Here is a 15,883-nt window from a genome sequence, read left to right on the forward strand (position 1 = left end):
TAAATTCCGATCTAAGGTGACTTTATGATCGACCTCCCCCTCGTCACCATCCTGCTCCTCACCGGCTTCATCAACCTGATCGGTGCGCTCGCCTATGCCGCGCGCATCGCCGGGGTCCGCACGCGGCGCATCGCGATGTCGTTCGCGCTGTTCAACATCCTCGTGCTCTTCTCGCGCACCTCGAACAGCTTCCTCGGCCCTTTCCTCGCCAAGCGCATCGAGACGCGCATCCACGACGGCAGCGGAGCCCAGCTCTTCATCGACATGCAGCTCGTGCTCGCGGCGGCGAGCGTCGCGACGTTGATCGGCATCCTGCTGGTGCCCACCGGGCAGCGGATGTTCGCCGCGGCGATCGGCTGGTATCAGAACAACCGATCGACGACGAAGCTTGCGCTCAAGGCCGCGAGCCCGAGTGGCCTGCGCACATTGGGCCGCTCGCTGACCCTCCCCAGCCTGTCGCACCTCAAGAGCTGGCGCATGCCCAAGGGGATTGGCTGGGGCGTCCTCATCGCGAACTGCCTCGCGCAATCCTTGCTCGCGGTCGGCGTCGTCGCGTCGCTTTACGCCGGCTATCTCGCTCCCGAATTTCGCGTCACCGCGTCGCAGCTCTCGGCGCTGATCAACGGCTTTGCGACGATCCTCCTGTTTGCCTTCATCGACCCGCAATTGTCGGTAATGACCGACGATGCGGTCGAGGGCAAAGTCGACGAGGCCGATTTCCGCCGCGCGATCACGCTGATCTCGCTGAGCCGCCTCGCGGGCACGGTCCTGGCACAGGCGCTGCTGCTGCCCGCCGCGCTGCTGATCGCTTACGTCGCCGTGCATGTCTGACACGCAGCGCGGCCACAGCCGCTTCCATGCCGTACGAGCGCGGCTGGAGGCGTTGGCGGTCACACCGGGGCCGCGCGGCTGGTTTCTCGAATTTCTCGTCTTCGGCTTCAAGCAGGGATGGGCATGCCTGTTCGGCGCGCTGATGCTTGCGCTGCTGCTCGGCACGCATCTTTTCTGGCCCGACGATGCGCCGCTCCACCGCTATGACGCGATCACGATCGGCGCCGTGCTGATCCAGCTCGGCATGCTCGCCTTCCGGCTCGAGACGCCGAAGGAAGCGCTCGTCATCCTGATCTTCCACATCGTCGGCACGGTGATGGAATTGTTCAAGACCGCCGCGGGGTCGTGGCAATATCCCGAGGCGAGCCTGCTCCACATCGGCGCCGTCCCGCTCTTTTCGGGCTTCATGTATGCCGCGGTCGGCAGCTATATCGCGCGCGTCTGGCGCATCTTCGATTTCCGCTATTCAGGCTATCCACCCGCGTGGGCGAGCTATGCGCTGGCGGCGGCGATCTACGTCAATTTCTTCGCGCACCATTGGGTATACGACATCCGCTGGTTCCTTTTCGCCGCGACCGCGCTGCTATTCTGGCGCTGTCAGGTGTGGTTCCGCCCGCTCCACATCCACCGCCGCATGCCGCTGCTCGTCGGCTGGGGGCTCGTCGCTTTGTTCATCTGGTTCGCCGAAAATATCGGCACCTTCGCGCGCGCCTGGACCTATCCGAGCCAGAACGACGGCTGGCACATGGTCGGCGTCGAAAAGCTCGGCAGCTGGTATCTGCTGATGATCATTTCGTTCGTGCTCGTCAGCCTCGTCCAGCGGCCGAGGGCGCCCGATTAACCGAACGGCTTGTCGATCGACGGCGGCGGCTCGCTGAACCACTTGGGTCCGCTGTCGGTCATATAGAAACAGTCCTCGAGCCGGATGCCGAACTCGCCGGGGATATAGATGCCGGGCTCGTTCGAGAAACACATGCCGGGCGCGAGCTTTGTCGTCTCGCCGCGCACCAGATTGACCGGCTCGTGCCCGTCGAGGCCAATGCCATGGCCGGTGCGGTGCGAGGTGCCTGGCAGCTTGTAGCCGGGGCCCCAGCCGAGGCTCTCATAATAGGCGCGCACCGCGTCATCGACCTGGCCCGCGGGCGTGCCGAGCTTTGCCGCGGCGAAGGCGACGTCCTGTCCCTTGCGCATCTGGTCCCATACCTGCCGCTGGCGCGCGCTCGCCTTGCCGTAAACGAAGCTGCGCGAGATGTCGGATTGATAGCCGTGCACGGTCGCGCCGCAGTCCATCAGCACGACCTCGCCGTTCTTCACCGCCTGCGGCTTGCCCGACCCGTGCGGATAGGCACTCGCCTCGCCGAGCAGGATCAGCTCGAACTCGCTCTTGCCGCCAAGCGCGATGGTCGCGGCCTTCATGATCGCCCCGATGTCGGACGGCGTCATCCCCGCCTCGACGCGCGGCGCGGTGTGGCGATAGGCGGCGAGCGTGATGTCGGCGGCGATCTGCATCAGCGCGATTTCGGCGGGCGACTTGTGCATCCGGCACCCGCGCACGACGGGCGCGCCGTTGACGACGGTCGCCTGCGGCATCGCTTTCTCAAGGCCGTCGACGGCGAAATAGCGCACCGTTTCCTCGACGCCGATCTTGCCCTTCGTCAGTCCGCGCTTGCCGAGCCAGGCGGCGACCGCGGCGAGCGGATTCTCATCCTCGTTCCACGTCAGCACCTCGGCCTCGATCCCAAGGCTTTCGCGCACCGACGGTTCTTCGAAAAAGGGCGTGACGATCGCGACCTCACCCTCGCGCGTCAGCACCGCAGCGGTCAGCCGCTCGCTGCGCCACCATTCGACCCCGGTGAAATAGATGAGGCTCGACCCCGGCTCGATCAACAGCGCGCCGATGTCGTTCGCGCGCATCAGCTCTTTCGCCTTGGCGATCCGTGCCATGCGCTCGGCCTTGCCGATCGGCACCGCCTTGGCGGCGAGATTGGGGAGACCGGCGGTATCGGCGGCGAACGCCGGCGCGGGCAAAGTCGCCGCCAGTCCGCCGATCGCCGCGGTGCCCAGAAATTGCCGTCGCTGCATCATTGCTTTCTCTCCGTCAGTTTCGGGGCGTCATGGGTATACTTAAGGGCGGCGGCAATTTTTCATTGATGCGCTGCATCTCTTCGCTGCGGCGATCACTATATTGCCTCATCAGGTCTTGGCAGAACCGCCGGGCGGTCTGTGTCCCGAGCAGGCCCGGCTCTGCCACGATATCGGCCCATGACAGTCCATCAGCAACGCACATCAGGTCTTGGAAGTCCCGCGCGTAAATTACGTCAGAAAAATAGGCAAACAATCGTCCGCGCCGCGTAGCAACGACCGATGCGGTCTCGTTATCCTCGATCAACGGTATCGCCCACGTCACACCATCCCCGGCTTTCATCATCTTCGCCGACGCCGCGACGGCATCGTAGGGCCGATATGCCGAGCCTTTCGGCCGAACTTCCCGGATCAGCGTAACGCTGACCTCGCCTGCCGAGACCTTGTCTTCGACGATATAGTCCGGCCTTGCCTTGCGGCTTTTCCACTCATCCAGCAGGGCCAACTGGTCGGCCGGCGGCAGCTTGCAATCGAGGTCCGGCATATACATGCGCGCCCAGACGAACCCCGGCGCGATCGGCCCGTCCGGAAGCCGGTCCCATCGCATTTCCATTCGGCACACATCGATCTTGTCCTTCCGCTCGACCCGGCCATTATTGTAATCGTCGAGCGATACATAATGGCCATAAGGCACGGCGTAAAACACACCCTTGCGGGGTGTCACGGCGCCAATGATGGTCCGCGGGCGCGCAGGGTTGGCAGGAAAAACGGTATAAACGCCGACATGAGGCTGATATTTTTTGTCGCGCGCTTCTTCTGCTGCCCATTTCCGCAGCAGGCCGACGACATCACGATGGGACTGCTTCAGACGCTCGATATCGGTCCCGCCGGGGAACGGCAGCGTAATGATTTCACGCTCGACAAAGGATGCTGCTGACGGCTCGGCCGCGCAGCTTGCGATCGGGAACACAAGGGCAATGCTGATCGCAGCCGTCAAGCTTTGCCGCCAGATCGTCAGCATTTGTTCGCCCCTCAATAAATCAGCAAATCCGCGATTTCCGCGCGCCACGCCGCCTCGTCGGGCAGCGCCAGCGCGTCGAGATCGCCCGCATCTGCACCCGCATCGTCGACCCACTCGCGCAGGCCCGGTCCGCCGTTGATCACATCGATCGCGAGCACATCGTCGGTATACTCATATTTGAAATCCTTGCCGCGCCAGATCGGATAGTCGGGATAGAGGCTGCGGATCGCCTTGAAGCCCAATGCCTGCACGCGCCACGGCTGGAATGCGGCATCGTCGTACCACGGCCCGTCGGCATGGATATGCACGCCGCTGTTGAGGTGGCCGACATGCTTGTGAAAGGTCGGCTGGAACCAGATATCGCGCAGCTTGCACCCGCCGAGCCATTGCGGCGCGAGGCGCTGCATTTCGGCGATCACCGCCTTGGCGTCGATGTCGGGCGCGCCGAACAGTTCGAGCGGACGCGTCGTCCCCCGGCCCTCGCTCAAAGTCGCCCCTTCGACCATCACCGTGCCGGCATAGGCGCGCGCCATGTTGACGTTCGCGGCGTTCGGACTCGGGTTGATCCACACGCGGCCCTCCGGCCAGCCGAAGCCCGGACCTTTCGGGTCCCATCCCTCCATCTCGATCACGCGATAATCGACATCGAGCCCGAAGTGGCGGATAAACCAGTGCCCGATCTCGCCCATCGTGAGGCCGTGGCGCATCACCATCGGTCCCGCGCCGACGAAGCTTTCCCAGCCGGGCAGAAGCCGCGTGCCCTCGACCGGACGCCCGGCCGGATTGGGCCGGTCGAGCACCCACACCGCCTTGCCATGCTGCGCCGCGGCCTCGAGGATGTAGAGCAGGGTCGTGACATAGGTGTAGATGCGGCAGCCGAGATCCTGCAGGTCGACCAGCATCACGTCGAAGGTGTGCATCGACTGCCCCGACGGCCGGCGCACTTCGCCATAGAGGCTGAACACCGGCATGCCATAGGTCGGATCGGTGAAGTCGGGCGACTCCATCATATTGTCCTGAAGGTCGCCGCGAACGCCATGCTGCGGCCCGAACACCGCGGTGATGTCGAGCCCCGAAGCGACGAGTGCGTCGACGCTGTGCGTCAGGTCGGCGGTGACCGACGCCGGGTGCGCGAGCAGCGCAACGCGCTTTCCTTCGAGCGGTTTGCGAAGCGCCGGATCGGCGAGCAGGCGGTCGATACCGAAGTGAACAGTCATGCCGCGTCGGGTGCCCCAAGCGTGAGCGCAAAGCAATCGGGATGATGGAAGTCGGGCTTGCCCGGCGGGTGCGCGAGCGCCCAATAGCTTTTGGTGCCGTCGAGCTCCTCGATCACCGCCGACAGCGCCAATTTTGCGCCATTATCGGGAAAAATGCCGGGCTCGACGCGCAGCGCATAGCTTTGATCGCCCTTCTCCGCCGCCATTTCCCATGGCGCGAGATCGTCCGTGCGGAGAAGCGAGCGATAATCGTCGAACTGGTAGCAGGCCCAGCGGCCGTCGGGCGAATAGTTGAACTCGGTATAATCGGGCTCGCCCTCTTCGGTCAGGAATGCCTCGAAGCAAGTGCTTTCCCAAAGGCCATCGGTCGCGCTGTCGGCGATCACGAGTTCGCCCTGTCCGTCGGGCAGCACCAGCGCGGCGATCGCACCGTCGACGATGAAGCGCAGCGCAAAACCGTCCTCGAACGACAGCGAGACCTCGACCGCGACGGCGCGCACGGCCTTTCCCGGGGTGCCGGGGTGACAGATCAATTCCCTGCGCATGCTATCCAAATATCAAACCCCATGCTAAGCGCCCGCCCGCTATGACCAGTTACAAATCCGACCTGCTGCGCCTGCTCGACGAGCGAGGCTATATCCATCAGACGACCGACGCGGAAGGGCTCGATGCGCTCGCCGCCAAACAAGTCGTCCCGGGATATATCGGCTTCGACGCGACGGCGCCCAGCCTGCATGTCGGCAGCCTCGTCCAGATCATGATGCTGCGCCGCCTGCAACAGACGGGGCACAAGCCCGTCGTGCTGATGGGCGGCGGGACGACGCGGATCGGCGACCCCACGGGCCGCGACGAAAGCCGCAAGATGCTGTCGGACGAAACGATCGCGGCGAACATCGCGTCGATCTTCAGCATCTTTCAGCAATTCCTCAGCTTCGGCGACGGGCCGACCGACGCGGTGATGGTCGACAATCAGGACTGGCTCGGCCAGCTCGGCTATATCGAGCTGCTGCAGGAAGTCGGCACACACTTCACGATCAACCGCATGATGACCTTCGATTCGGTCAAGCTACGGCTCGAGCGCGAACAGCCGATGACCTTCCTCGAATTCAACTATATGATCCTGCAGGGCTATGATTTCCGCCACCTGTCGAAGGACATGAATGTCCGTCTGCAAATGGGCGGATCGGATCAGTGGGGCAATATCGTCAACGGCATGGAGCTGGGCCGCCGGATGGATGGCGCCGACCTTTACGGCCTGACGACTCCGCTGCTGACCACCGCGGCGGGCGCCAAAATGGGCAAAACCGCCGCCGGCGCGGTGTGGCTTAATCCCGAACAGCTGTCCCATTTTGACTATTGGCAATATTGGCGCAACTGCGACGACCGCGACGTCGGCAAGTTCCTCAAGCTCTTCACCGACCTGCCGCTCGACGAGATCGCGCGGCTCGAAGCGCTCGAGGGCGCGGAGATCAACGAGGCCAAGAAGATCCTCGCGAACGAAGCGACCGCGATGTGCCGCGGCGCCGACGCCGCGAAAGCCGCCGCCGAGACCGCGACGCAAACCTTTGAAAAGGGGCAGATCGGCGGCGACCTTCCGCAAGCCGTCGCGCCCGCCGAGGGGATCAGCGTCGTCGATGCGCTGCGCGAACTGGGCTTCGCCGGCTCGAACAAAGAGGCACGCCGCAAGCTCGACGAGGGCGCGGTGAAGGTTGACGGCGCGGTCGTTCGCGACCCGCAGCACCTGATCCAGCCCGGTGCGAACCCCGTTCCGCTCAGCCTCGGGTCAAAAAAACATGGCCTTGTGACCCGGTAACGCGCACAGACGCATTTACGACTTCTTCAGCAATCGGATGGATCGTCATGGCCAAATCAACAAGGTCCACGAATATGCGCAAGATTGACACGAGCAAGGCCCATTATGTCGGCCTCGACCAGCGGATCGCTCCGCGTAGCGACGTCTATTGCCGCCTCCCCTTCGTCATGCCCGACGGACGGCAGGAAATGTGCACCTGCGTCAACATCAGCGCCGACGGTATGCTGATGCGCTTCGAACGCGGACTGGAGATCGGCGATCTCGTCGTTTTCCGCATGCCGATCATCGGCCGCACCTCGGCGAAGGTCGTCTGGTCGCTCGCCGGCAAGACCGGTGTGCAGTTCGACAAGTCGATCTCGGTCGAAGATTATCTGCCGATGATCCGCGCCATGGGTGCACGGGGCGACGTCAACTAAGAACATTGCAAGCAGCGGGACGTTCTTCCCCCCCCCTCCCGCTTGCGGGAGGGGTCGGGGGAGGGTCTGTCTATGCAAACTGCCGACGGTGGAAGGACATGCCCTCCCCTAACCCCTCCCGCAAGCGGGAGGGGGACTATCAACCACTCCGCAGCAGCGGCACCGCCGCGTCGCGCTCGAACAGATAGAGGCAGAGCCGCACCGCTTCCGCGCGCGCGCCATCCATCCCGCCGTCGCGTTCGACGAACAGCCGCGCGTCGTCGTGCGCGACGGGCAGCAGCCGCACCAGTTGTTCGGGGGTTGCCAGCCGGTAGTCGGCATCGCCCGACTGTTTGAGCCCGAGCAGTTCGCCGCCGCCGCGCAGCTCGAGATCCTTTTCGGCAATCACGAAACCGTCGTTCGTATCGCGCATCAACGCGAGCCGCTCGCGCGCGGTTTCGGACAGATTTTGCGAGCGCAGCAACAGGCACACCGATTTCGCGGTGCCGCGCCCGACGCGGCCACGCAGCTGATGGAGCTGCGCGAGCCCGAAATTCTCGGCATGCTCGACGATCATCAGGCTGGCGGCGGGCACATCGACCCCCACCTCGATCACCGTCGTCGCGACGAGCACCCCGATCTCGCCCGCCTGGAAACGCGCCATGACGGCATCCTTTTCGGGCCCCTTCATCCTCCCATGGACGAGTCCGACGCGATGCTCGCCGAGCCGCGCGCGCAGCAGGGCGGCGCGCTCCTCGGCCGCCGCGAGTTCGCTGACCTCGCTCTCGGCGACGAGCGGACACACCCAATAGGCCTGCGCGCCGCTCGCGAGATGGCGGTCGAGGCCGTCGACGACGTCGTCGAGCCGGTCGAGCGAAATGACGCGCGTATCGACCGGGGTGCGCCCCGGCGGCATCTCGTCGATCTGTGACACGTCCATCTCGCCATGATTTGCGAGCTGCAGCGTGCGCGGGATCGGGGTTGCGGTCATTACCAGCAGATGCGGCGGGCGCGCCGCCTTTTGGGTGAGCATCAGCCGCTGCGCGACGCCGAAACGATGCTGCTCGTCGACGACGACGAGCGCGAGATCCTTGTAGGTCACCGCCTGCTGGAAAATCGCGTGGGTGCCGACGAGGATATCGATGCTGCCGTCGGCCAGCCCCATCAAAGTCGATTCTCGCGCCTTGCCCTTGTCCCGCCCGGTGAGGATCGCAAGATTCACCGGCAGGCCGCCGAGCATCCGCTGCAAGGTCGCAAAATGCTGGCGCGCGAGGATTTCGGTCGGCGCGAGCAGCGCCGCCTGCGTCCCCGCCTCGACCGCCGCGAGCATCGCGCGCAGCGCGACGAGCGTCTTGCCCGACCCGACATCGCCCTGCAGCATGCGCAGCATCGGCGTGTCCTGCGCCATGTCGCCGGCGATCTCGCGCCCGACGCGCTCCTGCGCGCCGGTGAGCCCAAAGGGCAGCTTCAGCGCATCGGTCAGCCTGCCATCGCCGACGATCGGGCGGCCTTTGCGCGTCCTGAGGCCTTGGCGGATCAGCATCAGCGCGACCTGGCTTGCGAAAATCTCGTCATAGGCGAGCCGGTCGCGCGCCGCCTCGTCGCGCGGGCTCGCGTGCGCACGCTCCATCGCTTCTCGCCACGCGGGCCAATTCCGGCTGGCAAGCAAGGCCGTGTCGATCCATTCGGCGAGTTCGGGCCGTCGTTCGAGCGCGACCTGCCCCAGCTGCGACAGCCGCGCGTTGGTGAGGCCCTCTGTCAATGGATAGACGGGCTCGTGCTCGGCGATGCCCGCCTCGTCGCCCGGCTCGACGACCTGATCAGGATGCACGATCTGACGCATCTCGCCATAAAGGTCGAGCCGGCCCGACACCCGGCGCTTCTCGCCCAGGGGAAAGAGCTTGCGCGCCAGCCCCGACGTGCGCCCGAAATAGACGAGGCGGACATGATCGCCCGCATCGTCGAACGCCTCGACCCCGAACGGCGCGCGCGGGCTACGGCCGGCGCGGTAATCCTGCGCGGTCAGCTCGACGATGATCGTCTGCCCCGCCTGCGCCTGATCGAGCCGATCGACCGGAAAGCGCGAGATCAATCCCGTCGGCAAATGGAACAGCACATCGACGACGCGCTCCAGCCCCAGCCGCGTCAGCGGCTTGGCAAGCTGCGGCCCGACGCCTTTCAAGTCGGTGAGCGCGGCAAAGAGCGGATTGAGTATCTCGGGTCGCATGGCTAGGGCGTGTCTAAACCTGAACCCTTCATCTTGCCCAGCCCTTCATCTCCGTTCGCATCGAGCGAAGTCGAGATGCCCATCGGAGTAGCGCAAGGCCGATGGGTGTCTCGACTTCGCTCGACACGAACGGAACGGGATGAAGTTCGTTGATGCCACTTTCGACCGTTCTAAAAGGCCCGCCATGCAAGACCGCCTCAAACGCCTGAAATTCCGTGCCTGGCACCGCGGCACGCGCGAGGCCGATTATATGATCGGCGGCTTCTTCGACCGCTACTCGGCCGAATGGAGCGAAGCGGAACTCAGCTGGTACGAAGCCGTTGTCGAGGAAGACGACGTCGACATCATGGCGTGGGCGCTCGGCACGGGCCAGCCGCCCGCGCATCTCGACCGACCGGAGATGATCGCCGCGATGCGCCGCCTGGACTATATCCCGCTGCCATGACGATGCCCGCCGCCGACATTTTTGCCGCGATCGGATCGGCGTCGGCGCCGCTGACGTTGGCGCGCGCGGCCGACGGCTTCCTGCCGCTGCTGCTCGCCGATCTGGCGCGGGCGAGCGACAAAAGGCTCGTCTATGTCGCGACCGACGATACCGCGATGCAGGCGATCGCCGACGCCGCGCCCTTCTTTGCGCCCGACCTGATCGTCCATCGCTTTCCGGCATGGGATTGCCTTCCCTACGACCGCGCGGGGCCGTCGATGCGCGTCAGCGCCGACCGGCTTGCGACGCTGTCCGCGCTGCAACAGCCCGCCAAGCGCGGCGAACTGATCCTCACCACCGTCGCCGCTATCACCCAGCGCACGCTGACGCCTTTCCGCATCCGCCAGCTCGCGACGACGCTCGCCGCGGGGCAGCGGATCGACCGCGATGCGCTCGCCGAACTGCTCGTGTCGAACGGCTTCAGCCGCGTCGACACGGTCGCCGACCAGGGCGAGTTTGCGGTGCGCGGCGGTATCCTCGACCTGTTCCCCGCGGGCGAGGAGACGGGACTGCGCGTCGATTTCTTCGGCGACGAGATCGAGAGCATCCGCCGCTTCGACCCCGCCGACCAGCGCAGCCTTGGTCCCGCCAAGGCGCTGCAACTGCTCCCCGCGTCCGAAACGCTGCTCGACGAGGCGACGATCAAGCGTTTCCGCTCGGCGTATCGCGACCTGTTCGGCGGGCAGTCGACGGGCGATCCGCTCTATCAGGCGGTGAGCGACGGGCGCCGGCAGGCGGGCATGGACCATTGGCTGCCGCTGTTCGAGGAACGGCTGGCGACGCTGTTCGATCATATCGATCCCGCGACCCCCGTGCTGCGCGGCCACCGCACCGAGGCGACCGCCGAAACACGCTTTGCCGCGATCGCCGACTATCACGCCAACCGCGTCGCCGCCGAGCGCGAATCGCCGGGCAGCTATCGCCCGCTAGCCCCCGAGACGCTGTATCTGACCGAAGAGGAATGGGCTGGAGCCTCGTCGGACCGGCCGATCCATATCGTCACGCCCTTCGACGTCCCGCCTGCCGCGACCATCGTCGATCTCGAAACCTTCGCCGCGCGCGATTTCACGCCCGAACGCACCGCCGATCTCAACGTCTACGACAAGGTCGCCGACCACCTGTCCGACGAACGCCGCAAGGGCCGGCGCACGATTATCGCGAGCTATTCGGGCGGTGCGCGCGAGCGTCTGTCCGGGCTGCTGCGTGACCATGGCGTCACCTCGCTCGCGCCAGCGGACAGTTGGCAGGATGCGCTCGGCACGGCCTCGGCCGAAAGTGGCGGCGCGACTGCCATGGTCGTCCTTCCGCTCGATCATGGCTTCGCGAGCGACGCGGTCAGCCTGCTGACCGAACAGGATATTCTCGGCGAACGCCTCGTCCGCCGTCAGAAACGCCGCAAGAGCGCCGACGCCTTCCTCGCCGAACTCGCGACGCTCAGCGTCGGCGACCTTGTCGTCCACCTCGACCACGGCATCGGGCGCTACGAGGGACTGACCCAGATCCCCGTCGGGAGCAGCCCGCACGATTGCGTCGCGCTCACCTATTCGGGCGGCGACAAGCTCTACGTCCCGGTAGAAAATCTCGACGTCCTCTCGCGCTACGGCGGCGAGAGCGATGGCGTCGGCCTCGACAAGCTGGGCGGCGAGGCATGGCAGCGCCGCAAGGCGCGGATGAAGGAGCGCATCCGCGAAATCGCGGGCGAGCTGCTCGCGACCGCGGCGCAGCGCGCGCTACGCTCGGGCGAATTGCTCGCGCAGGACGCCGCCTATCCCGCCTTTGCCGACCGCTTCCCCTATCAGGAAACCGACGATCAGGACCGCGCGATCGGCGACGTGCTCGCCGACATGGCGTCGGGCCGCCCGATGGACCGGCTCGTCTGCGGCGATGTCGGGTTCGGCAAGACCGAGGTTGCGCTCCGCGCCGCGTTCGTCGCGGCGATGGCGGGGGTGCAGGTCGCGGTGGTCGTGCCGACGACGTTGCTCGCGCGCCAGCATTACACCAATTTCTCCGAGCGCTTCAAAGGCTTCCCGGTCAACATCGGCCGCCTCTCGCGCCTCGTTCCGGCGGGTGAAGCGCAGAAGACGCGCGACGGACTCGAAAGCGGTCATATCGACATCGTCGTCGGCACCCATGCGGTGATCGCCAAATCGGTCGAGTTCAAGAATCTCGGCCTCGTCATCGTCGACGAGGAACAGCGCTTCGGCGTCGTTCACAAGGAACGGCTGAAGCAGCTCAAGACCGACGTCCATGTCCTGACCCTCACCGCGACCCCGATCCCGCGCACGTTGCAGATGGCGATGTCGGGTTTGCGCGAACTCAGCGTGATCCAGACGCCGCCGGTCGATCGCCTCGCCGTGCGCACCTATGTTGCCCCCTGGGACGCTGTGGTGCTCCGCGAAGCGTTGCTGCGCGAGCATGACCGCGGCGGGCAGAGCTTCTTTGTCGTGCCGCGGATCAAGGACCTGCCCGACATCGAGGAATTTTTGCGCAACCGGGTGCCCGAAATCAAATATGTCGTCGCCCACGGCCAGATGACCCCGACCGAGGTCGAGGACCGGATGAGCGCCTTCTACGACCGCAAATATGATGTGCTGCTGTCGACGACGATCGTCGAAAGCGGGCTCGACATTCCGAGCGCCAACACGCTGATCATCCACCGCGCCGACCGCTTCGGCCTCGCGCAGCTGTATCAGCTGCGCGGGCGTGTCGGGCGGGCAAAAACGCGCGCCTATGCCTATCTCACGACCCCCGAGCATGGCGCGATCACCGACACCGCCGAAAAGCGGCTCAAGCTGCTCGGCGATCTCGACACCCTCGGCGCGGGCTTCCAGCTCGCGAGCCACGATCTCGACATTCGCGGCGCGGGCAATCTCGTCGGCGACGAACAGTCGGGGCATATTCGCGAGGTCGGCTTCGAACTCTACCAGTCGATGCTCGAAGAGGCGATTTTGGTCGCCAAGGCCGAAGGCGCCGGCAAGCTGCCACCGCGCGAAGCCCTGTCGCCCACGATCACCGTCGACGCGCCGATCCTGATCCCCGAGGATTATGTTCCCGACCTGCCGCTGCGCATGGCGCTCTATCGCCGCCTCAACGATGCCGTCGATCGCCCGGCGCTCGACGCCTTCGCGGCCGAGATGATCGATCGCTTCGGCCCGCTTCCGCCCGAGACCGCGAACCTCGTCCAGCTGATGGAGATCAAGGCGAACGCCAAGCTCGCGGGCATCGCCAAGCTCGACGTGGGCACCAAGGGCGCGCTCGTCAGCTTCCACGGCGACCAGTTCGCCAACGTCCCGGGGCTGATCGCCTATGTCGAACGGCTCAAGGGCCGCGCGCGCATCCGCCCCGACAACAAGCTGTCGATCAGCGGCGATTGGGTCAGCATCGGCGCACGCCTCAACGGCGCGCTGCAGCTATCGAAAGGTTTGGGGAAATTGGCGAGACAAGTGGCTTGATCGTCGCCCCTGCGGAGGCAGGGGCCGCTGGCAACCTTGCGCCAAGCCGGTAGCGGCCCCTGCCTTCGCAGGGGCGACGTGTTTCTATGCTTCCATCAACGCCAGCAACTGATCCGCCGGCACCGGCCCCGACTTCAAAAATCCCTGCCAGGTCGCAACCCCCAACTCGGTCAATCGGGCGAGCTGGCGCTCATTCTCGATCCCCTCGGCGACCACCAGCAGCCCCAGCGCGCGCGCAAGGTCGACGATCGCGCGCACGACGATGCGGTCGCGGTCGCTGCCGTCGATCGTGCGGGTAAAGCCGCTGTCGATCTTGAGATAATCGATCGGCAGCCGCGCGAGCAGCGACAGGCTGGAATAGCCGGTGCCGAAATCGTCGATCGCGACCGCGACGCCCAGCGCACGGATCTGCGCCAGCTGGTCGGCGGCGCTCGCGGGGTCGCTCAGCATCGCCTGTTCGGTCAGTTCGAGCGTCAGCCGGTCGGGATCTATCTTCGCCGCCTTTGCCATCGCAGCGAAGCGGCCGGCAAATTCGGGGTCGCCGAGATCGGCGGCGGTGATGTTGAGCGACACGCGCAGCTTCGCGAGCGCCTTGGGCCACGCCGCCATTTCGGCGAGCGCAACGCGGTGCGCATGTTCGGTAAGCTCGCATTCGAGCCGTGCCGCGCGCGCCGCGGTCACCAGCGGCCCGGCGCCGAGCAGGCCGAGTTCGGGATGCTGCCAGCGCAGCAACGCCTCGACCCCGGTCATCTCGCCCGTCGCGACGTCATATTGCGGCTGGTAATGGATCACGACCTCATTCTGCGACAGCGCGGCGTGGACCATCACGCCGTCGCGGGCAGACGCCGGCCGCGCCAGCTGATCGCACGCAGAACGCAATTGCTCGGCGACCGAATCATCGCGCGTGATCAGCGCCGCCGCGATGCGGATCGACAGGCGGCCGTTCGGATCGCCGACGATCGGTTCGGCCAGCGCGACGTGGAGCGCGCGCTCCTGCGCGCGGAGAGCGCCGAGCGACATCGGTGTCGACGGGACGATCAGGAAGCGCGGGCCGTCGAGCCGGTCGACGCACGAACCCTGCCCGAATTCGTCGCTCGCGAAATTTTCGAGCCGCCGCCCGATCTCGTCGAGCACCGAATCGCCCGTTGCCGTGCCCGCACTGTTGTTGATGCGCGCCATCTGGTCGACCTGGACCAGGATGACGCCCGCGTCGGCATCATAGCGCGTGTGCAGGGCTTCGAGTTTGCGGGCGCAGGCGGAAAGGGAGTCGGACAGGCGATTCATCGCATTCCTCTAGCAGGCTTTGCTTGCCAAGTTCCTGCCTTTTGCATCAATATAGGTACGTGGCTGCCACATTTTCCCATAGCGCCGCGCCCGCGGCGCCGCTCATCGACGGACACGGCCGTCGGATCAGCTATTTACGGCTTTCGGTCACCGATCGCTGCGACCTGCGCTGCCGTTATTGCATGGCCGAGGACATGACCTTCCTGCCCAAATCGGCGGTGCTCAGCATAGAGGAAATGGGCGAAATCGCCGAGCGCTTCGTTGCGCGGGGCATCCGCCGCATCCGCCTGACCGGCGGCGAGCCGCTGGTGCGGCGCGGGATCGACACGCTCGCGATGCGATTGGGGGCGATGATCGGCGACGGCCTCGACGAACTGACGCTCACCACCAACGCGATGCGGCTCGCCGAGCATGCGCCGATGCTGGCCGCGGCGGGGGTGCGCCGCATCAATGTCAGTCTCGACACGCTCGACCCCGCCGCCTTTCATCATATCACCCGCGTTGGCGACCTTGCCGTCGCGCTGCGCGGGATCGATGCGGCGCGCGCCGCCGGACTGGCGGTCAAGGTCAACATGGTCGCGCTCGCCGGGCTCAACGAAGACCAACTCGTCCCGATGCTCGATTATTGCGCCGCGACCGGCTGCGACCTCACGCTGATCGAAACGATGCCGCTCGGCGAGGTCGAGGGCGACCGCAGCGATCATTATATCCCGCTTCACCATTTCATTGCGCCGCTTCGCGAAGCGCGCGCCATCTATCCGGTCGACAAGCGCACAGGCGGCCCCGCGCGCTATTTCGCGGTCGAGGGCAGTCCGGTGACGCTCGGGCTGATCACCCCGCTCAGCGACAATTTCTGCGCGACGTGCAACCGCATCCGCCTGACCGTCGAGGGGCGCGTCTATATGTGCCTTGGCCAGGACGATCATGTCGACCTGCGCACCGCCTTGCGCGACGGCGGCGACGTCGATGGGTTGATTGATGCCGCTTTGGCTGGCAAACCCCGCGCGCATGACTTTCATATCGATGGAAAGTCCAAACCGGCGGTCGCGCGTCATATGAGTGCAACGGGCGGCTGAC

General features: G+C 65.6%; 13 protein-coding genes. 7 read left to right on the forward strand and 6 right to left on the reverse strand.

The genetic code is table 11. The features are described from left to right. Positions 1-24 precede the first annotated feature (24 nt). Both ATE70_RS07080 and ATE70_RS07085 read left to right on the forward strand, forming a co-directional pair. Positions 25-831: a lipid II flippase Amj family protein gene (locus tag ATE70_RS07080; protein WP_082639656.1), complete on the forward strand. Its 807-nt coding sequence runs from the start codon at positions 25-27 to the stop codon at positions 829-831. Next, complete coding sequence (locus ATE70_RS07085) at positions 824-1,672, forward strand: DUF817 domain-containing protein (protein ID WP_058537237.1); 849 nt, start codon at positions 824-826, stop codon at positions 1,670-1,672. The genes ATE70_RS07080 and ATE70_RS07085 overlap by 8 nt, the downstream gene beginning before the upstream one ends. Here the strand turns inward: ATE70_RS07085 and ATE70_RS07090 are convergent. The 4 genes from ATE70_RS07090 to ATE70_RS07105 are packed head-to-tail and all read right to left on the reverse strand — an operon-like array spanning position 1,669 to position 5,696. Beyond that, on the reverse strand, positions 1,669-2,913 hold the full coding sequence (locus ATE70_RS07090; protein WP_058537424.1) for a M24 family metallopeptidase: 1,245 nt from the start codon (positions 2,911-2,913) through the stop codon (positions 1,669-1,671). The genes ATE70_RS07085 and ATE70_RS07090 overlap by 4 nt on opposite strands. 16 nt (positions 2,914-2,929) lie before the next feature. Next, entirely contained in the window at positions 2,930-3,934 is a 1,005-nt protein-coding gene (locus tag ATE70_RS07095) for a hypothetical protein (protein WP_058537238.1), read from the reverse strand. Between the two features lie 11 nt (positions 3,935-3,945). Further along, positions 3,946-5,151: an exo-beta-N-acetylmuramidase NamZ family protein gene (locus ATE70_RS07100; protein ID WP_058537239.1), complete on the reverse strand. Its 1,206-nt coding sequence runs from the start codon at positions 5,149-5,151 to the stop codon at positions 3,946-3,948. Continuing rightward, positions 5,148-5,696 (reverse strand): DOMON-like domain-containing protein, encoded by a 549-nt coding sequence (locus ATE70_RS07105; protein WP_058537240.1) that lies wholly within the window; start codon positions 5,694-5,696, stop codon positions 5,148-5,150. The genes ATE70_RS07100 and ATE70_RS07105 overlap by 4 nt, the downstream gene beginning before the upstream one ends. A gap of 41 nt (positions 5,697-5,737) precedes the next feature. On the opposite strand from ATE70_RS07105, the gene tyrS reads away from it, so the two are divergent. Together tyrS and ATE70_RS07115 are read left to right on the forward strand one after the other, a co-directional pair. Next, positions 5,738-6,964, forward strand: coding sequence for a tyrosine--tRNA ligase (gene tyrS, locus ATE70_RS07110; RefSeq protein WP_058537241.1), 1,227 nt, complete (start codon positions 5,738-5,740; stop codon positions 6,962-6,964). A gap of 74 nt (positions 6,965-7,038) precedes the next feature. Next, positions 7,039-7,380 carry a PilZ domain-containing protein gene (locus ATE70_RS07115; RefSeq protein ID WP_058537242.1) on the forward strand — a complete coding sequence of 114 codons (342 nt, stop codon included), beginning with the start codon at positions 7,039-7,041 and terminating at the stop codon, positions 7,378-7,380. Positions 7,381-7,519: 139 nt separating this feature from the next. Here ATE70_RS07115 and recG read toward each other — a convergent pair whose 3' ends face one another. Next, positions 7,520-9,586 carry an ATP-dependent DNA helicase RecG gene (gene recG / locus ATE70_RS07120; RefSeq protein WP_058537243.1) on the reverse strand — a complete coding sequence of 689 codons (2,067 nt, stop codon included), beginning with the start codon at positions 9,584-9,586 and terminating at the stop codon, positions 7,520-7,522. A gap of 184 nt (positions 9,587-9,770) precedes the next feature. On the opposite strand from recG, the gene ATE70_RS07125 reads away from it, so the two are divergent. Both ATE70_RS07125 and mfd read left to right on the forward strand, forming a co-directional pair. After that, entirely contained in the window at positions 9,771-10,031 is a 261-nt protein-coding gene (locus ATE70_RS07125) for a succinate dehydrogenase assembly factor 2 (protein ID WP_058540030.1), read from the forward strand. After that, positions 10,028-13,522 carry a transcription-repair coupling factor gene (gene mfd / locus ATE70_RS07130; RefSeq protein ID WP_058537245.1) on the forward strand — a complete coding sequence of 1,165 codons (3,495 nt, stop codon included), beginning with the start codon at positions 10,028-10,030 and terminating at the stop codon, positions 13,520-13,522. Before ATE70_RS07125 ends, mfd begins: the two co-directional genes overlap by 4 nt. An 84-nt stretch (positions 13,523-13,606) precedes the next feature. On the opposite strand, the gene ATE70_RS07135 is transcribed toward mfd, so the two are convergent. Beyond that, positions 13,607-14,806, reverse strand: a complete 1,200-nt coding sequence (locus ATE70_RS07135) for a GGDEF domain-containing phosphodiesterase (protein WP_058537246.1) — start codon at positions 14,804-14,806, stop codon at positions 13,607-13,609. Positions 14,807-14,865: 59 nt separating this feature from the next. Between ATE70_RS07135 and moaA the strand changes: the two genes are divergently transcribed. After that, positions 14,866-15,882 (forward strand): GTP 3',8-cyclase MoaA, encoded by a 1,017-nt coding sequence (gene moaA, locus ATE70_RS07140; protein WP_058537247.1) that lies wholly within the window; start codon positions 14,866-14,868, stop codon positions 15,880-15,882. Position 15,883 lies beyond the last annotated feature (1 nt).

This window comes from Sphingopyxis sp. H053 (assembly GCF_001468225.1).
Classification (GTDB): Bacteria; Pseudomonadota; Alphaproteobacteria; order Sphingomonadales; family Sphingomonadaceae; genus Sphingopyxis.